The sequence below is a fragment of the Vagococcus xieshaowenii genome (assembly GCF_004792515.1).
GTDB lineage: Bacteria > Bacillota > Bacilli > Lactobacillales > Vagococcaceae > Vagococcus_A > Vagococcus_A xieshaowenii.
This window is the reverse complement of record NZ_CP038865.1, coordinates 794,794-816,977: the sequence shown is the minus strand read 5'-3', so window position 1 is coordinate 816,977 and position 22,184 is coordinate 794,794. Positions and strand designations below refer to the sequence as shown.

Annotated in this window: 23 protein-coding genes; 1 reads left to right on the top strand and 22 read right to left on the bottom strand. The window is 35.9% G+C overall.

Annotated elements, in window-relative coordinates; genetic code table 11:
• Positions 1-82: 82 nt before the first annotated feature.
• The 16 genes from E4Z98_RS03975 to clpP all read right to left on the bottom strand — a co-directional run bounded on the left by E4Z98_RS03975 (position 83) and on the right by clpP (position 12,837).
• Complete coding sequence (locus E4Z98_RS03975; protein ID WP_135253612.1) at positions 83-322, bottom strand: DUF1146 family protein; 240 nt, start codon at positions 320-322, stop codon at positions 83-85.
• 80 nt (positions 323-402) lie between these two features.
• The gene (locus tag E4Z98_RS03970; protein ID WP_135253613.1) at positions 403-819 is read right to left on the bottom strand and encodes a F0F1 ATP synthase subunit epsilon; all 417 of its coding nucleotides are present in this window, start codon (positions 817-819) and stop codon (positions 403-405) included.
• A gap of 15 nt (positions 820-834) precedes the next feature.
• Entirely contained in the window at positions 835-2,238 is a 1,404-nt protein-coding gene (gene atpD / locus E4Z98_RS03965) for a F0F1 ATP synthase subunit beta (protein WP_135253614.1), read from the bottom strand.
• An 18-nt stretch (positions 2,239-2,256) separates the two neighbouring features.
• On the bottom strand, positions 2,257-3,168 hold the full coding sequence (locus E4Z98_RS03960) for a F0F1 ATP synthase subunit gamma (protein WP_135253615.1): 912 nt from the start codon (positions 3,166-3,168) through the stop codon (positions 2,257-2,259).
• A 28-nt stretch (positions 3,169-3,196) separates the two neighbouring features.
• A complete protein-coding gene (atpA, locus tag E4Z98_RS03955) occupies positions 3,197-4,720 on the bottom strand; it encodes a F0F1 ATP synthase subunit alpha (RefSeq protein ID WP_135253616.1) in 1,524 nt (507 codons plus the stop codon).
• 27 nt (positions 4,721-4,747) lie between these two features.
• On the bottom strand, positions 4,748-5,290 hold the full coding sequence (atpH, locus tag E4Z98_RS03950; RefSeq protein ID WP_135253617.1) for an ATP synthase F1 subunit delta: 543 nt from the start codon (positions 5,288-5,290) through the stop codon (positions 4,748-4,750).
• Entirely contained in the window at positions 5,280-5,804 is a 525-nt protein-coding gene (gene atpF, locus E4Z98_RS03945) for a F0F1 ATP synthase subunit B (protein ID WP_135253618.1), read from the bottom strand. Before atpF ends, atpH begins: the two co-directional genes overlap by 11 nt.
• A 63-nt stretch (positions 5,805-5,867) precedes the next feature.
• Positions 5,868-6,089, bottom strand: coding sequence for a F0F1 ATP synthase subunit C (gene atpE, locus E4Z98_RS03940; RefSeq protein WP_135253619.1), 222 nt, complete (start codon positions 6,087-6,089; stop codon positions 5,868-5,870).
• A gap of 37 nt (positions 6,090-6,126) precedes the next feature.
• Positions 6,127-6,855 (bottom strand): F0F1 ATP synthase subunit A, encoded by a 729-nt coding sequence (gene atpB, locus E4Z98_RS03935; protein WP_135253620.1) that lies wholly within the window; start codon positions 6,853-6,855, stop codon positions 6,127-6,129.
• 251 nt (positions 6,856-7,106) lie between these two features.
• Positions 7,107-7,565, bottom strand: a complete 459-nt coding sequence (gene smpB, locus E4Z98_RS03930; RefSeq protein ID WP_135253621.1) for an SsrA-binding protein SmpB — start codon at positions 7,563-7,565, stop codon at positions 7,107-7,109.
• A gap of 21 nt (positions 7,566-7,586) precedes the next feature.
• Entirely contained in the window at positions 7,587-9,941 is a 2,355-nt protein-coding gene (rnr, locus tag E4Z98_RS03925; RefSeq protein ID WP_135253622.1) for a ribonuclease R, read from the bottom strand.
• The gene (locus E4Z98_RS03920; RefSeq protein WP_135253623.1) at positions 9,942-10,706 is read right to left on the bottom strand and encodes an alpha/beta hydrolase; all 765 of its coding nucleotides are present in this window, start codon (positions 10,704-10,706) and stop codon (positions 9,942-9,944) included.
• 85 nt (positions 10,707-10,791) lie between these two features.
• Positions 10,792-11,022 carry a preprotein translocase subunit SecG gene (gene secG / locus E4Z98_RS03915; protein WP_135253624.1) on the bottom strand — a complete coding sequence of 77 codons (231 nt, stop codon included), beginning with the start codon at positions 11,020-11,022 and terminating at the stop codon, positions 10,792-10,794.
• A 54-nt stretch (positions 11,023-11,076) separates the two neighbouring features.
• Entirely contained in the window at positions 11,077-11,640 is a 564-nt protein-coding gene (locus E4Z98_RS03910; RefSeq protein WP_135253625.1) for a GNAT family N-acetyltransferase, read from the bottom strand.
• A gap of 57 nt (positions 11,641-11,697) precedes the next feature.
• The gene (locus tag E4Z98_RS03905; RefSeq protein ID WP_135253626.1) at positions 11,698-12,228 is read right to left on the bottom strand and encodes a thioredoxin domain-containing protein; all 531 of its coding nucleotides are present in this window, start codon (positions 12,226-12,228) and stop codon (positions 11,698-11,700) included.
• 12 nt (positions 12,229-12,240) lie between these two features.
• Positions 12,241-12,837: an ATP-dependent Clp endopeptidase proteolytic subunit ClpP gene (gene clpP / locus E4Z98_RS03900; RefSeq protein WP_135253627.1), complete on the bottom strand. Its 597-nt coding sequence runs from the start codon at positions 12,835-12,837 to the stop codon at positions 12,241-12,243.
• Positions 12,838-13,002: 165 nt separating this feature from the next.
• Between clpP and E4Z98_RS03895 the strand changes: the two genes are divergently transcribed.
• Positions 13,003-13,509 carry a hypothetical protein gene (locus E4Z98_RS03895; protein ID WP_135253628.1) on the top strand — a complete coding sequence of 169 codons (507 nt, stop codon included), beginning with the start codon at positions 13,003-13,005 and terminating at the stop codon, positions 13,507-13,509.
• 40 nt (positions 13,510-13,549) lie between these two features.
• On the opposite strand, the gene whiA is transcribed toward E4Z98_RS03895, so the two are convergent.
• The 6 genes from whiA to E4Z98_RS03865 all read right to left on the bottom strand — a co-directional run bounded on the left by whiA (position 13,550) and on the right by E4Z98_RS03865 (position 22,128).
• On the bottom strand, positions 13,550-14,482 hold the full coding sequence (whiA, locus tag E4Z98_RS03890; RefSeq protein ID WP_135253629.1) for a DNA-binding protein WhiA: 933 nt from the start codon (positions 14,480-14,482) through the stop codon (positions 13,550-13,552).
• Between the two features lie 13 nt (positions 14,483-14,495).
• Positions 14,496-15,491, bottom strand: a complete 996-nt coding sequence (locus E4Z98_RS03885; RefSeq protein WP_135253630.1) for a gluconeogenesis factor YvcK family protein — start codon at positions 15,489-15,491, stop codon at positions 14,496-14,498.
• A complete protein-coding gene (gene rapZ, locus E4Z98_RS03880) occupies positions 15,488-16,375 on the bottom strand; it encodes an RNase adapter RapZ (RefSeq protein ID WP_135253631.1) in 888 nt (295 codons plus the stop codon). Before rapZ ends, E4Z98_RS03885 begins: the two co-directional genes overlap by 4 nt.
• Before the next feature lie 111 nt (positions 16,376-16,486).
• Positions 16,487-19,306 carry an excinuclease ABC subunit UvrA gene (gene uvrA / locus E4Z98_RS03875; RefSeq protein ID WP_135253632.1) on the bottom strand — a complete coding sequence of 940 codons (2,820 nt, stop codon included), beginning with the start codon at positions 19,304-19,306 and terminating at the stop codon, positions 16,487-16,489.
• 12 nt (positions 19,307-19,318) lie between these two features.
• Positions 19,319-21,313: an excinuclease ABC subunit UvrB gene (gene uvrB, locus E4Z98_RS03870; RefSeq protein WP_135253633.1), complete on the bottom strand. Its 1,995-nt coding sequence runs from the start codon at positions 21,311-21,313 to the stop codon at positions 19,319-19,321.
• 146 nt (positions 21,314-21,459) lie between these two features.
• On the bottom strand, positions 21,460-22,128 hold the full coding sequence (locus E4Z98_RS03865; protein ID WP_135253634.1) for a hypothetical protein: 669 nt from the start codon (positions 22,126-22,128) through the stop codon (positions 21,460-21,462).
• Positions 22,129-22,184: the final 56 nt, after the last annotated feature.

Below are 22,184 nucleotides of genomic sequence, written 5' to 3'. Positions count from 1 at the left end.
TATTTTCCCTCCAAATAAATTCATAAGCCTAAACAGTATACCATAAATCAGTTTTAAAGGGAAAAAATATGTAAGTTTTCATCTATCCATTCTTCATGCTGAAAACAAAGTTTGAAAAAAGAGAAAATATATCCCACATAGCATAACTTACGGTATAACCTAGAACTATCGATAAAATTAACAAAAACGCTCTAATTTGACCAATAGGAGCTTTTTTAAACCACTTTTCATAATTTAGAGATTGAATGCTCCAAAAAGTTAAATTTATAAATACAAAGTGACTAATTACTCTTATTATAGCCTCTACTCCATATATTTGCATGATATTGCCTCCAATAATTAGTATTTGTATTAGTATATAACAAAAGGGCGTGATTTTGAATCACACCCTTTTACTATATACTATTTTTTTGAAATGTGAATACGATTAATTGCTCTAGCTAGTGCAACTTCTGCTCGTTTCATCTTATCTGATTCTTGGTGTTCTTTAGCATATTGAATATCTTGTTCTGCACGATCTTTTGCTCGCTCAGCACGTTCAACATCAATATCTTGTGCACGTTCAGCACTATTAGCCAAAATACTTACGATATTATCACGTACTTCCAAGATACCACCATTCACAGCTATTTCTGAAAGGATATCTCCACCTTTAACTTCTTTAATTATTAAAGAAGAAATCTTAACAGGTGCAATAATTGGTTGATGGTTTGCCATAATTCCTAGTTGTCCTTGTGGCGTCGTTGCTAAGACAAAGCCCGCCTCACCATCGTACACTAGGCCATTTGGAGTAACCACTTGTACTTCCATCTTATTCATAAGAACACTCCATTTCTAATAGCCTAAATTCGCAGCTTTTTCAATCACTTCATCGATGCTACCAACACTTCTAAAGGCTTCTTCTGGTAAATCATCATGTTTACCGTCTAAAATTTCTTTAAACCCTCTAACAGTTTCTGAAACTGGAACATACGATCCTGGTTGCCCAGTAAATTGTTCCGCCACGTGGAAGTTTTGAGATAAGAAGAATTGAATACGACGTGCACGTCCTACTAATACTTTTTCATCTTCTGATAATTCATCCATCCCTAAAATTGCGATAATATCTTGTAATTCTCTATATCTTTGTAAAATATGTTGAACTTCAGTCGCAACTTTATAGTGCTCTTCTCCTACAATTTCAGGTGCCAAGGCACTTGAAGTTGAAGCTAAAGGATCTACGGCTGGATAAATACCCATTTCAGTTAATTTACGTTCTAGGTTAGTTGTCGCATCTAAATGGGCGAACGCTGTTGCTGGCGCTGGATCGGTATAGTCATCAGCTGGCACATAGATAGCTTGAATAGATGTGATTGAACCTTTTTTCGTTGATGTAATACGTTCTTGTAGTTGTCCCATTTCAGTTGCTAATGTAGGCTGATAACCAACGGCTGAAGGCATACGACCTAGTAAGGCAGACACTTCAGAACCAGCTTGTGTGAAGCGGAAGATATTATCGATAAATAACAACACATCTTGACCTTCTACATCACGGAAATGTTCTGCAATCGTTAAACCTGTTAAAGCAACACGCATACGTGCGCCTGGTGGTTCATTCATTTGTCCAAAAACCATGGCTGTTTTTTCAATTACGCCTGAATCTCTCATTTCATGGAATAAATCATTACCTTCACGAGTACGTTCACCAACTCCTGTAAATACAGAAATACCACCATGTTCTTGCGCAATATTATTTATTAATTCTTGGATTAATACCGTTTTACCTACCCCGGCACCACCAAATAAACCAACTTTACCACCTTTTAAGTAAGGCGCTAATAAATCAATAACTTTAATACCTGTTTCCAGAATCTCTGTACTTGTAGCTAAACGATCAAAGCTTGGCGCTTTTTTATGAATGCTACTTCTTTCTGCTGTTTCTGGAAATGTTTTTTCTAAATCAATTGTTTCTCCAAGTACATTAAATACTCGTCCTAGTGTTTCTTTCCCGACTGGAACTGAAATTGAAGCGCCAGTGTCTAAAACTTCCATACCACGTTGCAAGCCGTCTGTTGATTCCATAGCGATAGAACGAACAACTCCGTCACCTAATTCTAGGGCAACTTCTAAAACAATTTTCTGTTTTGTGTCATTTTTGTATACTACTAAGGCATTGTTTATATCAGGTAAGGCTTGATCTAATGGAAATTCCACATCCACAACGGGACCGATAACTTGCACAATTTTACCAGAATTCATTACGCTTTCCTCCCGTTATTACTCTAATGCTGCAGTACCACCAACAATTTCCGTAATTTCTTGCGTAATTGCTGCTTGACGTGCATGATTATATTTTAATGATAACTCATCGATAATATTTGAAGCATTATCGGTAGCACTTTTCATTGCTGTCATACGTGCGGCGTGCTCAGCCGTTTTAGCATCTAGAACCGCTCCAAAAATTAAACTTGCAGCATATTGCGGAAGCAATTGATCCAAAATTTCATCTTCAGATGGTTCTAATATATATTCTTGTTTATACGTTTTAGCTTCTTCTACTTCTAAGTCTGTTACAGGTAACATTTTCTCAGCTCTATATTGAGAAGACAGTGAATTAATATGATGGTTATAACAAACATATAATTCATCATAAATGCCATCAGAGTACATCTGAATAGCCATATCAACTAATGTACTAACTTCTTTATAACTTGGTTGATCAGAAATACCTGTTAACTCATAGGCAATATTAGCCCCACGTTTTTTAAAGAAATCTGTTGCTTTTCTTCCAACAGTCATCAAGACATATTCGCTATCATCCTCATGATCGCCAAGTAAAATAGATAATGTTTGTTTAATAACTGAACTATTATAGCCGCCTGCTAAACCTTTATCAGCTGTAATGACTATATAGCCAGTTTTTTTAACTTCTCTACTTTTTAATAGATCATGAGCATCAATACCGTCATTATCCATCCATGAATTAGCATTTGCAATATCCAGTAATTGACTTGCAGCTAAGTGCGTGACAACCTCTCTGATTTTACTGGCATACAGTTGATAGCCTCTAGCGGCTGCTTCAGAGCGATTTAATTTAGCACCTGATACCATTTGCATGGCACTTGTAATATGACTTGTTTTTTTTGTTGAGGCTATTTTTCGCTTGATTTCAATTAATGACTCTGCCAAAATGCTTCACCATCCTTCTGTGATCTAATTAGTGTCCTTTACGATCAATTGTTGGGATGAAGATAGATTTAAATTCATTAATTGTATCATTCAGTAACTCTTCATCAGGTAAATCTTTTGTACGTTGTAAACTCAAGAAGATATCTGGATGTGCATTATGAATGTATTCAATTAGTTCTTTTTCAAATCTTAAAATATCACCAACTGGTACATCGTCTAAAAAGCCATGTGTTAAGGCATACAAGCTAACCACTTGTTCACCCATCGACAACGGATTATGCAAATCTTGTTTTAAGATTTCAACAGTTCTTCGTCCACGATTTAATTTTGCTTGTGTCGCTGCATCTAAATCTGAACCAAACTGGGTGAAAGCTTCTAATTCACGATAACTTGCTAAGTCTAAACGAAGTGTTCCAGCAACTTTTTTCATTGCTTTTGTTTGAGCTGAACCACCTACACGCGATACTGATAAACCAGCATCAATCGCTGGACGAACACCAGAATAGAACAAATCGTTTTGCAAGAAAATTTGTCCATCAGTAATCGAGATAACATTTGTTGGAATATAAGCTGAAATATCTCCAGCTTGTGTTTCAACAAATGGTAACGCAGTCATTGAACCGCCGCCTAAGTTGTCATTTAATTTAGCCGCTCTTTCTAATAGACGTGAATGTAAGTAGAACACATCACCTGGGTACGCTTCACGACCTGGAGGACGACGTAATAATAATGAAATTTCACGATAAGCTGCCGCTTGTTTTGACAAATCATCATAAACGATTAATACGTGTTTTCCGTTATACATAAATTCTTCACCCATTGCTGCTCCAGCATACGGTGCGATGTATAAAAATGGTGCAGGTTGCGATGCACTTGCAGTTATAACAATTGTATAATCCATTGCGCCATGTTTTCTAAGTGTTTCAACATATGTACGGACAGTTGATTCTTTTTGACCAATCGCAACGTAAATACAAATCATGTCTTCATCTTTTTGATTTAAAATTGTATCAATCGCAATACTTGTTTTACCTGTTTTACGGTCTCCAATAATTAACTCACGTTGACCACGTCCAATAGGTACCAATGCATCGATCGCTTTTAAGCCTGTTTGTAATGGTTCTGAAACAGATTGACGCGCCATTACGCCTGGTGCTGCTGCTTCGATTGGACGAGTACGTGTAGTATGAATTTCACCAAGACCATCCACTGGTTGACCTAATGGATTAACTACACGACCGATTAATTCTTCTCCTACTGGCACTTCCATAATCTTACCAGTTCGTTTTACTTTATCCCCTTCACGGATGGTTTCAAATTCACCTAAAACGATGATACCGACGTCTTTTTCTTCAAGGTTTTGCGCCATACCAAATGAACCATTTTCAAATTCTAACAATTCTCCAGACATGGCATTATCTAAACCAAAAGCACGAGCAATACCGTCTCCTACATAGGTGACTACGCCGACTTCATCCACTTGTAAAGCGTCTGAATAATTGGCAATTTGTTGTTTAATGAGTGCGCTGATTTCTTTTGCTTTACTACTCATTTACCTCACCTCTTTTTTTTGATAACGCTACGATAATAGCTCTTTATGCATCTCTTTTAACCTAGATGTGACGCTATTGTCAATCAAACGATGGTTAGCATTAACAATCATACCGCCTAAAATACTAGGATCAATTTTTTTTCTTAAAATAACTTTTTCTGATTCAGTCATAACACGAATTTTTTCAGCCAAAGCGGTTTCTTGTTCAGGTGTGATATCAATTGCAGTTGTCACATCTGCGATCAAGATTCCTTTGTCCTTGTAGTAAAAATATTCATATTCATTGATAATTTCTACTAACTCATTCATTCGCCCATATTCATAAATCACTCGTAAAAATTTTGAGACTGTATCGCTAAAATCTTTTTCTAATTCATGTAGAATGTCTACTTTTTCAAAAGGTTCTAAGCGGTCATCACTCAAGATATTGCCTAATTCGGGCACATCTTCAAATATTTCTCTTAAAGTATTCAATTCATCATGAATCTCTTCAATTTTATTCTCATCTTTAGCAGTTTCATATAAAACACGACCGTAACGGCGGTCTGCAACTAAATTTTCAGCTTTCATCTTGACTTCCCAACCCTTCAATATAAGAATTGATTAGTTCTTGATGTGTTTCGGCATTTAATTCTTTTCTAATAATTTTTTCAGCAATTTGAATTGATAAGTCAGCAACTTCATTCTTAGCTGCTTCAATCATTACTTCACGTTCACGCTCAATTTCACGTTTGGCTTGTTCAAGATAACGTCGGCCTTCTTCGTGAGCATTTGATACGATGTCGTGTGCTTCTCTTTCTGCTGTTTCTTTAGCTTTACGTACAATCGTTGTTGCTTCATTACGAGAGTTTGCTAATAAGTCTTCTTTTTCTTTTACAAGTCTATTTGCTTCATTACGGTCTGCTTCAGCACTGTCTAAATCTCCTGCAATTTTGTTTGCACGTTCATCTAACATTTTCGAAACTGGACCCCAAGCAAATTTTTTAATTAGCAACATCAGTAACAGAAACGAAAGTAATACAACACTTAAGCTCGTTAAAAATGTATTAGGAACACTGCCAATCAAGAAGTTTGTGGCAATCATTATTCAACCTTCCCTTCTTTCAATATTTACTTTGTCCATTTATCGGCGAATTTTTTTAAGTGATTACATGAAAATTAATAATAGGGCAATAACTACACCTAAGATAGGAATCGCTTCAATGATACCTACCCCGATAAACATTGTACTTTTCAATTCACTTGATAATTCTGGTTGACGAGTAATTGATTCAATTGTTTTTGAAATAACTTTCCCGTTACCGTAAGCAGCTCCTAATGCAGCTCCAAATACAGCAATTGCTGCGGCGATATAGTTTAAACCTTCCATGAATAGTTCCTCCTAAATATTTACTAAAAATTTATCATTAATGCTCTGTTTCAACTTTGTGAGACAGATACACAGAAGATAACGTGACAAAAATATAAGCTTGCATTGCACCAATAAACAGTGAAAAACCTTGCCAAATCATCTCTAGCGGAATTGCAGGGATGTATGATATCAACCCTTTAGCGTGTGCCATTTTGGCAATTAAAGTTAATAGTACTTCACCCGCAAAAATATTACCGTAAAGACGTAAGCCCAATGTTAAAATATTGGTTAAATCTTCCATTAGCTTGATTGGTAATAAGAATGACACAGGTTGCATATAACCATTATTGAAAAACTTTTTAAATCCGAATTTCTTTATCCCTACATAATTAGTAAGTAAAATAGTTAAAGCACCCAATGTTAATGTTACTATTGGGTCAGCAGTTGGACTTTTCCAAAATGAAACAGCCTCACCATTTTGGTGGATTTCAATTTTTAATATCAATCCAATAATGTTTGAAAATAAAATAAATAGGAACATTGTAAAAGAAAAAAGATGGAAATTGCCCACTTCTTTTTTTGATAGGTTATCACTAAGGATATTCTTCACAAATTCAATTATCCATTCCAAAACATTTTGTTTTCCTTTTGGTTTCATTTGTAAATTTCTTGAACAAATGAACACAAATAAGAAAACTAATAAACAAGTCAGTAACACCATTCCAATTAATGTCAAATCAAAATAGAGCGGCCCGACCTTAACTATTTTTGATACTTCATCCACAAAACTTCACCTCACTTCTTAACATGCTAAATTTTTTTACATTTGTAGCACAAGCTAGAGTTATTGCCCTCTAACAAGTCATATCATAGCACCATTGAACCAAAAATACAAAGATATTTTTTACATAAAACGCTTACTTTGAACAAATGTATAAAAGATTCACAATTCAAAGAATCCCTTAATCAAAATAATAAAGAAGGTTAACTTGATATTAATCATTCTAACAAATCAACCTTCTTCACAAACATTTATTAACGATTTTTTAATGCACGTTCTACTTCACGATTAATATCTTTTCGTTTTAAGTCTTCACGCTTATCATATTGCTTTTTACCTTTGGCAACACCAATTAATACTTTGGCAAAGCCATTTTTAATGTAGATTTTCAATGGAACCAGTGTAATACCAGCGTTTTTGGTTTCGCCTACCAATGAATGAATTTGTTTTTTCTTCATTAAAAGTTTTCTTGCTCGTAACGGATCATGATTAAAAATATTTCCTTGATCATATGGACTAATATGCACATTATGTAAATATGCCTCTCCGTTCCTAATAGTAGCAAAACCATCTTTCAAATTTATTCGACCGTTACGAATTGATTTGATTTCGGTTCCCTGTAGAACCATCCCCGCCTCAACTGTTTCTAAGATCGTATAATCATGCATGGCTTTTCTATTTTGAGCAATTGTATTACTGTCCTTTTTCTTCATCACTCCACCTACTTCTTATGACTATTTTTTCTTCTTTTTCCCTTTGGCTACTTTATTATAAAAAGGCGCTGTTTTTTTCTTTCCTTTATTCGTTGAAGAAGACATAGCGTCTTTCTTTTCAGGATATTTTCCTGATTTAGTTACGCGATCATTACGACGTTCTTTTCGTTGACGATTTGATTGTTTAAGCGTAATTGACTCATCACTAATGACTTCTGATGATAAAATTTCAAAATCAATTTCACGATTATCAACATCTACCTTAACCACTTTAACGACTACTCGCTGCCCAATTTTATATATTTTTCTTGTGCGTTCTCCAACTAATGCTAAATGACTTTCAATATATTGATAATAGTCATCTTTTAGTTGATTAATATGTATCAAACCTTCTACCGTATTTGGCAACTCCACAAACACGCCAAATTTTGTCACAGAACTAATAACTCCTTCAAAGGTTTCTCCCACAAATTGTTCCATGTATTGTGCTTTTTTCATTGCGTCTGTTTCTCGTTCTGCTTCAACAGCTCGTCGTTCCATTTGAGAAGAATGTAGGGCAATATCAGGTATTTTCGCTTGCCATTTAGCTTGAAGTTTTTCTGACACTGGGTTTTCTTTTGCATATTCTTTAATTAAGCGATGAACCAGTAGATCAGGATAACGTCTAATTGGCGACGTAAAGTGGGTATAATACGTAGCTGCTAAACCGTAATGTCCCAGTGATTCTTCACTGTATTTTGCTTGTTGCATACTTCTTAATAACATCATGCTAATAATTGGCTTTTCAGGTAAATCAGCTGCTTGTTCCAAGACTTTTTGTAGCTCTCTTGGTTCAATATCATCTTTTACTCCTTTAACTGATACGCCAAAATTACTAATAAATTCAAAGAACGTTTGAATTTTTGATTCTTTTGGATGTTCATGAATTCGGTAGATAAATGGTAACATTCTTTCATGAAAATGACGTGCAACCGTTTCATTGGCGGCTAACATAAATGATTCAATCATACGTTCTGCGATACCACGTTCTCTTAAGACAATCTCAATAGGATTTCCTTCATTATCTAAATAAATTTTAGATTCCTTGTCTTCAAAAGAAATAGCGCCACGTTCTTTACGCATTGCTTCTAAAATACCATGTAACTCTGTCATATCATCAATCATTGGGTATAGATGTTGATATTTAGTAGTTAAGACATCATCATCTTTAGCAATTAACTGATTGACATCTGAATAGGTCATACGTTCAGTCGATTTAATCACACTCTCAAAAATTTCGTAATCCACGACGTGTCCTTGTTGATCAATCTCCATACGACAACTCATCGTCAGACGATTAACTTGTGGATTTAATGAGCAAATACCATTTGATAAACGTGTTGGTAACATTGGAATTACACGGTCTGTTAAATAAACACTTGTCCCACGTTCTTGCGCTTCTATATCTAAAGGTGACCCTTCCGTTACATAGTGAGAAACATCCGCAATATAAACGCCTAATTGATAATTTCCATTACTTAGTTTTTTCACTTGTACAGCATCATCTAAATCTTTAGCATCCGCTCCGTCAATAGTGATGATTAATTCATCTCGTAAATCTAATCGATCTTTCATATCTTCTTCTGGTACTTCTTCTGGCACTTTTTCAGCATGAGCTAATGTATCTGCTGAAAACTCTGTTAAAATACCATGTTGCATTGCAATAGTTAAGATATCCATGCCTGGCTCATTTTTATGACCAATCGTTTGTTTGACAATACCTTCTATTTGATCCTCATAGCCCTTTTCTGGATAATGAGTGATTTCAACCACACATATTTCACCATCTTCTGGGTGAATGCCTTCTGCGGCAATGTAGACTTTATAATGACTCATCAATTTACTTTTAGGTGAAATGTACCCATACAGCCCAGTTTCATTGATTAGGTCTTCATCATATGCAACAAACTCTCCTACTAGCTGTGTCATTGCACGAGCGATAACTTCAACAATGCGTCCTTCTGCTGCTTGATTATCAATTGGATTACCTGGCTTGATAATATCAAGTTTAACGGTATCCCCGTTTAACGCGAAATTAGTCATCTCCTTAGCAATATACACATCTGGCTCTTCTGGTGAGATAGTGACAAAACCAAAGCCTCGGTCATTAGCTCTAAAAGTTCCTTCTATTGTTAGCTCCATAGGTAATTTGATTTTACCTTTACTTGTAAATTCTACTTCTTTGTCTCGCTCCATACTGGCAATTGTTTGAACTAATAACTTAAAATTTTGGCTTTGTTCTAATTCTAAACCAGCCGCTATTTCTTGAATAGAAAAACTCGCTTTATCCGATGTTTCCATAAAAGAAATAATACTTTCTCTAATTGTTTTTTTCATTTATTCACTCCTAGTCCAATCTAACGAATTAACAAACGTTAGGACATCCTCTTGAAATTGATTTTTTTCAGGACCGACTGTCACTACATGACCACTCTTTGGATAATAGTGCAATTCTATTGTGGTTGATGTAAATAGTTGCATCGTTTCTTTTATTGCATTAGGGTCTACTAGTTGGTCTAATTCCCCTTGCGCAAAAAAATACGGTGCTTGAATTTCACTAATACATCCCTCGACATGCTTTTGTAATTCGTTGATATCTTTTAATTGTTTGGTTAATTGATAGTTAACGTTTTCCATTCTTCTTCTAACTTCTAGCTCTGTTTGACTATGTTTCTTAATTAACGTTTCAGCGTAGTTTAAAAATACTGGAAAAATATTGTTTTTGGTTGTAGGTGTTAATGGCGAGCAAAAGGCACCACCACCTATAAAAACATCTGAATAGTTAGCTAAACTTTTGGTTGCATAAACGCCACCCAGCGATAAGCCAAAAATAGCTAGTTGTTGAATTCCTTTTGCTTGCATAAATGCTATGCTGTCACTCACGTCTTGTTGCCAATCGATTGTACCCTTCGCAAGTATATTTTCAGGTTGTTCCGTTGCATGACCTGCAAAAGTAGGTAAACAAACTGAATATCCTTTGCTATTCAAATATCTCCCTAATGAACGCACATCATTAGGACTACCCGTGTAGGCATGTAATAAGATAACGCCTCTATGACCACCCTCAAAAAATAATGGTTCATTATTTTCATTATAACTCATTTTCCCACCTCAATTAACTGATATGTTTAACATCTGATTCTCTAAAAAAAAGCCTCCTAAAGAAGGAGACTTTATCATTGGGTTATTATGCTATGAATGCTAATGCAACCGCAACAACCATCCATAAAACGGCTAATACTGCTGTGAATTTTTGCATAACTGCTTCAAAACCACGAGCTTTTTGCTTCCCAAATAATTGATCTGCTCCACCTGTAAAGGCACTAGCTGCACTATTTTGTTTACTTGGTTGCATCATTACCGCGATGATAATTAAGATTGATACTATAATCATAACACCTACTAAAAAATTATACATGTAATGAACCTCCTATACTCCCAGAATAACTCTTTATAATCATAGCATAATATCCTATGATTGGCTATTGATTTCTTCATTTACAACATGAGAGCACCAGTGATAAATATTAAATGGAGCAGTATGATCTGATAGTTGAATATTGTCTCTTCTTGCAACAAATTCAAAGCCCACTCTTTCATATAAGTCCATTAATATGTTTTTTTCAGCCATACAGTCTAAACGAATAGTGCTACCTTCTGGGTACTTCTGTTTCATGTGTTTTTGGAGGGATAGAAGAAAGGTATCTGCTTTGCCTTTACCTTGATAACCATCTGCTAAAGCTAACTTGTGCAAATAATAGGTTGGGAAATCATGAGGCGTTGAACGATTGCCCCAAAGATTACAATCCCAATCGGACATTCTTTTCGTCAAATAACACACACTGATTATTTCATTATCCATAATACCTACCATTACTTCTTGGTTTAATAAATGTGTTAATAACTGCTGATCTTCTTTTCCTTCTAAAACATGTGCCCATTGTGTAGAACCTGTATTTTTTATCCTTGTTGCAGCTTGCTTTAACAATTGTAAAATATGATTAAATTCTCCATGATTTGCTTGTCTTATTTCCATATGCTACTCCTAAAAAAATGAGAGGCATGATGATAAACATCACACCTCTTCACGACGTTATTTAGCTTCGTTTATTAATGAAACAAACGCTTCTTGCGTAATTTTTTGATCGAATACGTTATCTCCAATAATCATTGTTGGAATAAAGCGAATACCCGCTTGAGTTGTTTCATCTAATATAGCTTCTTGCATTTGTGTATCTGCATCTTTCACAAGACCTAATGTCCCTTCAGCATAAGCACATACATCTCCTAAACTATTTTCACGGTCCATTGGTCCCCACTCTGTTTGAGAATCATAAATAGCTTCTAAAACAGCGACTGTTTCCTCATAGGTACCATTTTTAGGAACATAGTCATGCATTGCATTAGCGTAATGTAAACCAAACTTTTCTTTGTTAAATAATTTAATGACACGTCGTACGGTTCCATCGGCAATTAATTGTGCGTAAGTTTCTTTTGAATCATGAAACCATTGACGACAATACGGACAACGTAAATTAACATATTCTTTAACTACAACTGGTGCATCAGCATCACCTAATTGAATACCTACTTCGTTTGTCACTGCTGGTTGAATATTTTCCATTTCACTCACATCCTACGCTTTTAGATTTTTACTACTTTCCATAATTTCATCAACTAAACCATATGCTTTTGCTTCTTCAGCTGACATAAAGTTGTCACGGTCCGTATCTTTTTCAATCACTTCAATCGGTTGACCAGTACGTTCTGATAAGATTTTATTTAAACGTTCGCGAGTATTTAAAATATGACGAGCGGCAATCTCGATTTCTGTTGCTTGACCTTGCGCGCCTCCTAGTGGTTGGTGAATCATAATCTCTGCATTTGGCAAAGCGTAACGTTTACCTTTTGCCCCAGCAGCTAGTAAGAAGCTACCCATTGAAGCAGCCATACCTAAAACGATTGTCTGAACATCTGCTTTCACGAAATTCATAGTATCAAAAATAGCTAACCCAGCAGAAACACTACCACCTGGTGAATTAATATATAAATAGATATCCTTTTCAGAATCTTGCGCATCTAAAAATAATAGTTGAGCAATCACTGCATTAGAGACATTATCATCGATTGGGCCACTTAACATGATAATTCTATCTTTTAGCAAACGTGAATAAATATCGTAGGCTCTTTCACCTCTTGAAGATTGTTCAATGACTGTTGGTATTAAATTCATAATAGTTCCTCCTAAATTCATCTGTTGTTACTTATTGTAACATAAGAAAACCTTTATATAAATAAAGTTTACTCTAAAGGTCAATTTTGGTCAATCTTTAGGTTTGTCTTTTCGTTTCGCGGTTAATTTGATATATTTAATATAGAATTATTGGGAGGTTTTTTTATGACAGAGTTGTTAGGTGTTTTGATTGGAGCTTTTATCGCTATTATTGCTGTAAAAATTAGTATTCGACAATTTTTATCTGAAATTGATCGACGAGAAGAAATAAAAAATAAAATGAAAGAAATTGATATTTTAGTTTTATTAAATAAAAAAATAAACGAAGTACTTCAAAAAAGAGATATAGAAATCAAAGAAAGCGCCTTGTTAAGTGATTACGAACGAGCGGTTAAATTTGATGATGTCAAAATATCAATTGATGACTTTATCTATATTCAAAGTTTTTGTGCTCAAAACCATTATTATTTGCCTACTTTTTTAGTAGAAGAATTTTTCAAAAATATTGCGCAACGTAAAGTTGTTTTGGACCCTAAAGTAATTCGTTCAGAAGGCGCCTATGTCTACCAAAGCGGACGAGAAATTTTCGAGAAATTCTCAGATCAATTAAATGAAATGATTGAAGATCGCAAAATTGAATTAAAACAAATTACTAATAAATATCGCAGATAAAAAAGAGAGTTAGCCAAAATGGTTAACTCTCTTTTCATTATTATCCTTGTTCTCTTAGCTTATCGGCAAACTCGATAATTTTTCTAATACGGTGATTCACGCCTGACTTAGAAATGGGGCCTGAAGGAGCAATCTCTCCAAGCTCTTTTAAACTAATTTCTGGATGCATCAAGCGTAGTTCTGCCACTTCTCTTAATTTATGATTCAATGATTCTAAACCAACGCGTGACTCTATGTATTGAATACTTTCAATTTGCTTAGTTGCTGCATCAATTGTCTTAGACATATTGGCCGTTTCACAGTTAACTAAACGATTCACAGAATTACGCATATCACGGACGATACGTACATCTTCAAACTTCAACATGCTTGTTGTTGCCCCTATCAAGGTCAAAAAATCAGAAATATCTTCTGCTCCTTTTAGATAAGTAATGTAACCATTACGGCGACTTAATGTTTTGGCATTTAAATCAAAATATCCCATAATTTCTTGTAATTCTCGGCTATGATTTTCATACAAAGAATAAATCTCTAGGTGATAACGACTGGTTTCTGGATTATTAACTGAGCCACCCGCCAAAAATCCACCACGTAAATAAGCTTTCATACGCTCATTGTTACCAATAATCATATCTGAAATTTGATCAGATAAACCGTAATCATCAAAAATATCTAAATCCGTTAAGATAGATTGGGTATCTTGTTTTAAGCGAACAATATAAATATTATTTTTCTTTAATTTCATTTTTCTTCTAACGATAAATTCTGCTTGGACGTCATAATGATCTCGTAATAACGTATAAATGCGTCTAGAGATAGCTGCATTTTCCGTTTGTACATTCAGAACAAAGTGGCGGTTTGCCAAAGACAAGGCACCATTCATTCTAATCAGAGCTGCTAGTTCTGCTTTAGCAGATTCGCGGTGAACATCCAAGGTCGTTAGTTCTTTTTTAACATCTGATGCAAAAGACATTCACTAACACTCCTTATTTTTTCTTACGGTCATATAATAATGTGAACAATTCAGACACTACCTTATCAGAGTCATGAAACACACTTGCTTTTTCTAATTTCAATAAATCAGCTGAGATAACACGACACTCTTCTGCTCGCAATGCATTAAAATCATGTGTTACTTGCACAAGATACTCATCATACTTCTCATTATCAATGTAATTTTCTGGCACTTTTTGAATATTGACAATCACCGTATCAATAAATTTATTTCCTAAATGCTTGTGTAACACTTGTACATGATTCGCATCTGAAAAATGTTCGGTTTCGCCTTTTTGCGTCATGATATTACAAATATATACAATTTCTGCTTTAGTGTTATTTAATGCTTCTCCGACTTCTTTAACCATTAAGTTTGGTAAAATACTTGTGAATAAACTACCCGGCCCTAAGACAATCATATCAGCATCTAGAATCGCTTGAACTACTTTTCTAGCTGCATTTGGTTGTTCATCATCATACGCATTTGAAACATAAACTTTTTCGATACTGCCACGATGTTTGGCTATTTTTGATTCACCAGAGATAACCGTGCCATCATCAAATTCTGCATGTAACGTTAATGACTTTTCAGAAACCGGGTATATATTACCGTCTACTTGCATGATTTTTCCTAATAATTGAACGGCTTCATACATACTGCCACGCATCTCGGTTAAAGCGGCAATAATTAAATTACCTACTGAATGATTAGCTAAAAAATCGTCTTCTTTTTTGAAACGATACTGAAACAAATCTTCATAAAGTTTAGGCATTTCAGATAGAGAAACGAGTACATTTCTTAAATCCCCTGGTGGTGCTATTTTAATCGTTTCTCGTAACGAGCCACTGCTTCCACCATCATCGGCTACGGTAACGATTGCGGTAATATCCGCCCCTTGATTTTTTAATCCTCTTAAAATGACCGGCAAACCCGTTCCCCCACCTATCACAACTATTTTAGGCTTGTTAATACGATAAGTTCTCATGAACGATTCACCGATTCTTTACGTTTGCCTTTATCTCGGTGGGTGATGTTTACTGGATAAATCTCTGTTTCTTTGATTTCTTTTGCTAAGCGTTCCGTTAACGCTACTGAGCGGTGTTGACCTCCCGTACAGCCAATAGCAATCGTCAAGCTTGTTTTTCCTTCTTTTTTATAGCCGGGTAAAATTGAAAGAATTAAGTCTTTAAATTGTTGATAAAATTTTTCCGTCTCTTCAAAACTCATCACATAATCATAAACTGGTTGATCCATTCCTGTCATAGGGCGTAGTTCTTCAATATAATGAGGGTTTGGTAAAAAACGGACATCCATCGCAATATCAGCATCTATTGGTAAGCCATATTTAAAACCAAACGAGACCATTTCAACACGGAATGTGTGTGTATTATCCCCTTTGAATTCCAACATGATGCGATCACGCAGCTGACGAGGGCTCAAATTTGTTGTATCAATAACCATTGCTTCGGCTTTAATTTCTTCTAATAACGCGCGTTCCTTACGAATACCTTCAGTTACTAAGCCATCCATGGCTAACGGATGTGTTCGTCTTGTTTCTTTGTAACGAGAAACAAGCTCTTCATCCGAAGCATCTAAAAAGACAATACTTGTTTCAATCATTTGTGTATCTTCCATTTGAACCAGTACTTGCTGTAATTCTTCAAAGAAATTACGTGAGCGTAAATCAATAACTAAAGCTAATTTTGTCACTTTACCATTTTCTTTTATTAATTCCCAAAACTTGGGTAATAAGCCTGGTGGTAAATTATCAATACAGAAATAATCCATGTCTTCAAAACTTTGCATTGCTACTGTTTTTCCTGCACCACTCATCCCTGTGATGACTACTAATTTTAAACTATCAACCATATTCTCTTTCCCCCTTATTAATCATTCATATCATTATAACACATTCCGGGCGTGTCTCAATCATTAAAAAAGAAAAGACCGAAAATTCAGTCTTTTCTGCTTGTTAGAAGCTTACTTCAATACTTTTTTTAAATAATACCCTGTAAAACTTTCTTTCACTTGCATAATTTCTTCAGGGGTGCCTTCAGCGATTACCATGCCACCACCAGCGCCACCTTCTGGACCTAAATCAATTACATGATCGGCTGTCTTTATAACATCCAAGTTATGTTCTATAACTAATACGGTATTACCGGCGTCAACTAAACGTTGTAGCACTTCTAATAATCGACGAATATCTTCAGAATGAAGACCTGTTGTTGGCTCATCTAAAATATAAAAGCTCGAACCTGTTTGACGTTTATGTAGTTCACTAGCGAGTTTCATACGTTGTGCTTCTCCACCGGAAAGAGTTGTAGCAGGTTGTCCTAGTGTTACATATCCTAAGCCCACATCTACAATTGTTTGTAGCTTACGCTTTATTTTAGGAATAGTTTGGAAAAACTCTACTGCTTCTTCTACTCGCATTTCCAAAACATCCGCAATATTTTTACCTTTATAACGAACTTCTAATGTTTCAGAGTTATAACGATGTCCATGACAAACTTCACAAGGAACATAAACATCTGGTAAAAAGTGCATTTCAATTTTAATAATCCCATCGCCTTTACAAGCTTCACAGCGTCCACCTTTCACATTAAAACTAAAGCGACCTTTCTTATAGCCACGAATTTTAGCTTCGTTCGTTTTAGTGAACAAATCACGAATATCATCAAACACACTCGTATAAGTTGCCGGGTTACTTCTTGGCGTACGTCCGATTGGGCTTTGGTCGATATCGACTAAACGTTCAATCCCCTCATACCCGGTTATCTTCTTATGTTTACCCGGTTTATGCGTATTTCGGTTTATTTTTTGTGCGAGACTTTTCTTCAGAATACCATTAACAAGCGTACTCTTACCTGAACCAGATACTCCTGTTACAGCCACGAATTTCCCCATTGGAAAATCAACCGTAATATTTTTCAAATTATTTTCTGTTGCTCCGTGTACGGTAACCACTTGACCATTACCTTTGCGACGCTCTTCAGGCACCTTGATTTCTCGTTTACCTGCCAAATATTGTCCCGTTAAAGAAGCATCATTATTCATCACTTCTTCAGGTGTTCCAGCTGCTACAATTTGTCCACCGGCATCTCCTGCTCCTGGACCAATATCAATCAAATAGTCCGCGGCCATCATCGTATCCTCATCATGCTCTACAACAATTAACGTATTCCCCAAATCTCGCATTTGTCGTAACGACTCGATTAAGCGATCATTATCACGTTGATGAAGACCTATCGAAGGCTCATCTAGGATATAAAGAACGCCTGATAAATTAGAACCAATTTGGGTTGCTAGACGAATACGTTGTGCTTCTCCACCGGAAAGTGTCCCCGAAGCCCGACTTAAATTCAAATAATCTAGGCCGACATTTATTAAGAACGTCAAGCGATCATTTAATTCCTTAAAAATTGGACGTGCAATCATTTGATTTTTTTCAGATAACTCAATTGAACGAATAAACGCCAGCGAATCATTAATTGCTAATGAACTTAATTCGCCAATATGCTTACCGCCAACTTTAACGGATAAAGCTTGTGGATTTAGTCGGTAGCCATGACAGCTTTGACAAGGTAACTCCGTCATATATAATCGCATTTGTTCGCGTGTGTAATCACTTGAAGATTCTCGGAAACGACGATCAATATTGGTCAAAATCCCTTCAAATGTCATATCGACATCCCGAACCCCACCAAAGTCATTTTGGTAATGGAAATGAAACTGCTTATCCCCTGACCCATAAAATATCAATTGTTTTTGTTCGACACTTAATGTTTCAAAAGGTTGATCCATTGGAATTCCAAACGTCTCACACGCCTGTCTTAATAAAGTCGGATAATAATTAGAACTAATGGGATTCCAAGGTGCAATTGCCCCTTCTTCCAAGGTTTTGCTTGTATCTGGCACAACCAAATCTGGATCGACTTCCATTTTGACGCCTAAACCATCACACTCACTACACGCTCCAAATGGTGCATTAAAAGAAAATAATCTGGGTTCAACTTCTCCAACAGTAAATCCACAATAAGGACATGCGTAGTGTTCACTAAATAATAGCTCTTCAACCCCCATTACATCAGCAATAGCATAACCATCTGCTAATCGCAACGCTGCTTCAAACGAATCAAATAGACGAGAGCGAATACCTTCTTTTACCACAATCCTATCGACAATAATTTCTATGGTATGTTTCTTGTTCTTATCTAACTCAGGAAGTTCACTTATATCATATATTTCGCCGTCAATTCTAACGCGAACATATCCTTCTTTTTTTACTTTTTCAAGAATTTTTTTATGTTGGCCTTTTTTTCCTACAACAATAGGTGCCAATATTTGAACTTTGCTACGTTCTTCAAGAGTTAAGACACGATCCACCATTTGTTCAACGGATTGACTTTCGATCACTGTCCCATCATTAGGACAAACAGGTACACCTACACGGGCATAAAGTAAACGTAAATAATCATTAATTTCTGTCACTGTCCCCACTGTTGAACGTGGGTTTTTACTCGTTGTCTTTTGATCAATCGATATTGCTGGACTCAGACCGTCAATGCTATCTACATCGGGCTTATCCATTTGTCCTAAAAATTGACGTGCATATGAAGAGAGACTTTCAACATAACGTCGTTGTCCTTCGGCATAAATCGTATCAAACGCTAACGAGCTTTTCCCTGAACCAGAAAGACCGGTCACCACCACTAATTTGTCTCTTGGTATGGTGACATCTATATTTTTCAAATTATGGGCACGTGCCCCACGAATTACAAGTTTGTCATTTGCCACTTTTTCACCTTCCTATAAATCACCTTTTAGTTCTAATACTGTGTCACGCAATGTTGCCGCTCGTTCAAAATCAAGCGCTTTGGCAGCATCTCTCATTTCTTGTTCGAGTTTCATGATAATCTCACGTTTTTCTTGTTTACTTAACTCATGATATGAATTAACCGATGCTGCCGTTTCTTCATGATCTGCTTCTTTTGTGATACGTATCAATTCACGAATATCTTTTTTGATGGTGGTTGGCACTATACCATGTTCTTCATTGTATGCTATTTGTATCGTACGACGTCGTGTTGTTTCATCTATTGCTTTTTGCATAGAATCGGTCACTTTATCGGCATACATAATAACACGTCCTTCCGAGTTACGTGCTGCACGCCCAATCGTCTGTATCAATGAACGCTCACTACGTAAGAAACCTTCCTTATCAGCATCTAGAATAGCCACAAGTGATACTTCTGGCACATCTAATCCCTCACGAAGTAAATTGATCCCCACCAAGACATCAAATTCACCTAAACGTAAATCTCGAATGATCTCGGTACGTTCTAATGTTTTAATGTCGCTATGTAGATATTTAACTTTGATACCCAATTCTTTCAAGTAATCGGTCAAGTCCTCTGACATTTTTTTCGTTAACGTTGTGATAAACACGCGTTCATTTTTTTCAATACGTTCATTAATTTCACCAACCAAATCATCAATTTGTCCCATAATTGGACGAACTTCAATCACTGGATCTAAAAGACCTGTCGGACGAATAATTTGTTCGATTACTTGATCGGTTCGTTCCATCTCATATGGACCAGGTGTTGCTGAAACGTAAATAATTTCATTGACACGTTCCTCAAATTCTTCTAAACGTAACGGTCGATTATCTAAAGCACTTGGTAAACGAAAACCATAATCAACTAACATCTGTTTACGGGCACGGTCTCCATTATACATCCCTCTAATTTGAGGCAGTGACACATGTGACTCATCGGCCACAATCAAGAAATCATCTGGGAAAAAGTCAATCAATGTGTACGGTGGCTCACCTTCTTTACGGCCATCCATATGACGTGAATAATTCTCAATACCTGAGCAGTAACCCATTTCACGAACCATTTCAAGATCATAATTAGTCCGCTGTTCTAAACGTTGCGCTTCTAATAACTTATCCTCATCACGAAGTTCACTCAGTCGTTCTTCAAGCTCTGCTTCAATCTTCTTGATAGACTCTTCCATATCATTCTCATCTGTCACAAAGTGAGTGGCCGGAAAAATGGCGACATGTTCACGATCAGCGACAATTTCACCTGTTAACGCATCCACTTCACGAATTCGCTCAATTTCATCGCCAAAAAATTCAATGCGTAATGCCCGTTCATCACGTGAAGCAGGAAAAATCTCAACAACATCTCCGCGCACACGAAAACGACCACGTTGAAAGTCGATATCATTGCGCTCAAATTGAATCGCCACTAAACGACGTAACAACTCACTATGATCCATTTCGGCTCCTACACGTAAAGACAAGACTTTTTTGCGGTATTCGTTAGGATCACCTAATCCGTATATACAAGAAACCGACGCTACGACAATAACATCATTACGTTCTAATAATGAACTAGTGGCTGAATGACGTAACTTATCAATCTCATCATTGACACTTGAATCTTTCTCAATGTAAGTATCACTCGATGGTACATAAGCCTCCGGTTGATAATAATCATAATAGCTTACAAAATATTCAACCGCATTATTAGGAAAAAACTCTTTTAACTCGCTATATAATTGTCCTGCTAACGTCTTATTATGTGCAATGACAAGCGTGGGTTTATTGACTTCTTTAATAACATTTGAAATCGTAAATGTTTTACCCGTTCCAGTTGCACCAAGTAAAATTTGTTCTTTCACATGGTGATTAAGGTTATCAACTAAGCGATGAATCGCAGCAGGTTGATCGCCATTAGGTTGATATTTCGACACTAAATCAAAGGTGATATCGGTCTGTCTTTCTATCATCTTATCATCACTTCCTTCTCATTTGCTTATCCACTTATTTTACCATACCGAACATACTTTCGCTATTATTTGGCTGATTAAAAATACGAAACATGTACAAAAAACGATAAAAAAACCAATCAGATCACGCTGACTGGTTGCATCTTTTAGTAATCGTAAACTTCTGTTTTGCCGCCTCGATGCTCATAAAGTTGGTCTACCATAGATTTAGGTAATTGTAAGTTTGTATAAAGCGGTCCGACTTCTGTTCTAAAACCAATCTCGACCAATTCGAGATTATTCAACGTATAATTAAAGCCTATAAATTGTGGTTTCTCTATGCCCTCAACAAATTCAATAAAATCAGCATTTTTACTCACGTTATAAAGTTTTTTATACACTTTAAAATAATATAAATACTCTGTTTCCCCGATATACGTTAAACCATCCGATTCTTGAATTGCATGACGTGTATAAAGTCCTGTTGCTTCTATTTTAGCTTTATCATAGACTTTAGGTGGGGTAAACCCTTTCAAGTGATAGCCAAATATTTTCTTTTGGCGATCACGAATGGCTGTGGTAACATTTAGACTTTCTTGTCGATACCAACCGTATTTAGTATTGCCAATATTCAAGTACAAGACCATTGCTGCCATTATCGCTAGACTACCTATCACGAATTGCCACTTCCATTTAAAGTCTCTATTCTTTACATACAACAGCAAAAAAACCATCATAAATAATAAAAAAACGCCTATTATAAACAAAATTGGTGTCACATTATACAAATATTGTTCAGCCTTTAGCCATGCTTCTACACTTTTTGCTTTACTCATCAGCTATCCCCCTAACTCACATGAATAAATTATACCGTATTCCCTCATAAAAAACT

What these genes read in the sequence shown, in the direction of transcription:
- E4Z98_RS03865 (WP_135253634.1), bottom strand. Translation starts at nt 22,128, where the DNA reads ATGAGTAAAGCAAAAAGTGTAGAAGCATGGCTAAAGGCTGAACAATAT.
- E4Z98_RS03885 (WP_135253630.1), bottom strand. Translation starts at nt 15,491, where the DNA reads ATGAGAACTTATCGTATTAACAAGCCTAAAATAGTTGTGATAGGTGGG.
- atpF (WP_135253618.1), bottom strand. Translation starts at nt 5,804, where the DNA reads ATGATTGCCACAAACTTCTTGATTGGCAGTGTTCCTAATACATTTTTA.
- atpA (WP_135253616.1), bottom strand. Translation starts at nt 4,720, where the DNA reads ATGAGTAGTAAAGCAAAAGAAATCAGCGCACTCATTAAACAACAAATT.
- E4Z98_RS03905 (WP_135253626.1), bottom strand. Translation starts at nt 12,228, where the DNA reads ATGGAAAATATTCAACCAGCAGTGACAAACGAAGTAGGTATTCAATTA.
- E4Z98_RS03910 (WP_135253625.1), bottom strand. Translation starts at nt 11,640, where the DNA reads ATGGAAATAAGACAAGCAAATCATGGAGAATTTAATCATATTTTACAA.
- rapZ (WP_135253631.1), bottom strand. Translation starts at nt 16,375, where the DNA reads ATGGTTGATAGTTTAAAATTAGTAGTCATCACAGGGATGAGTGGTGCA.
- whiA (WP_135253629.1), bottom strand. Translation starts at nt 14,482, where the DNA reads ATGTCTTTTGCATCAGATGTTAAAAAAGAACTAACGACCTTGGATGTT.
- uvrB (WP_135253633.1), bottom strand. Translation starts at nt 21,313, where the DNA reads ATGATAGAAAGACAGACCGATATCACCTTTGATTTAGTGTCGAAATAT.
- secG (WP_135253624.1), bottom strand. Translation starts at nt 11,022, where the DNA reads ATGTATAATTTTTTAGTAGGTGTTATGATTATAGTATCAATCTTAATT.
- atpH (WP_135253617.1), bottom strand. Translation starts at nt 5,290, where the DNA reads ATGAAAGCTGAAAATTTAGTTGCAGACCGCCGTTACGGTCGTGTTTTA.
- E4Z98_RS03970 (WP_135253613.1), bottom strand. Translation starts at nt 819, where the DNA reads ATGAATAAGATGGAAGTACAAGTGGTTACTCCAAATGGCCTAGTGTAC.
- rnr (WP_135253622.1), bottom strand. Translation starts at nt 9,941, where the DNA reads ATGAAAAAAACAATTAGAGAAAGTATTATTTCTTTTATGGAAACATCG.
- atpD (WP_135253614.1), bottom strand. Translation starts at nt 2,238, where the DNA reads ATGAATTCTGGTAAAATTGTGCAAGTTATCGGTCCCGTTGTGGATGTG.
- smpB (WP_135253621.1), bottom strand. Translation starts at nt 7,565, where the DNA reads ATGAAGAAAAAGGACAGTAATACAATTGCTCAAAATAGAAAAGCCATG.
- E4Z98_RS03895 (WP_135253628.1), top strand. Translation starts at nt 13,003, where the DNA reads ATGACAGAGTTGTTAGGTGTTTTGATTGGAGCTTTTATCGCTATTATT.
- E4Z98_RS03975 (WP_135253612.1), bottom strand. Translation starts at nt 322, where the DNA reads ATGCAAATATATGGAGTAGAGGCTATAATAAGAGTAATTAGTCACTTT.
- clpP (WP_135253627.1), bottom strand. Translation starts at nt 12,837, where the DNA reads ATGAATTTAATACCAACAGTCATTGAACAATCTTCAAGAGGTGAAAGA.
- atpE (WP_135253619.1), bottom strand. Translation starts at nt 6,089, where the DNA reads ATGGAAGGTTTAAACTATATCGCCGCAGCAATTGCTGTATTTGGAGCT.
- E4Z98_RS03920 (WP_135253623.1), bottom strand. Translation starts at nt 10,706, where the DNA reads ATGAGTTATAATGAAAATAATGAACCATTATTTTTTGAGGGTGGTCAT.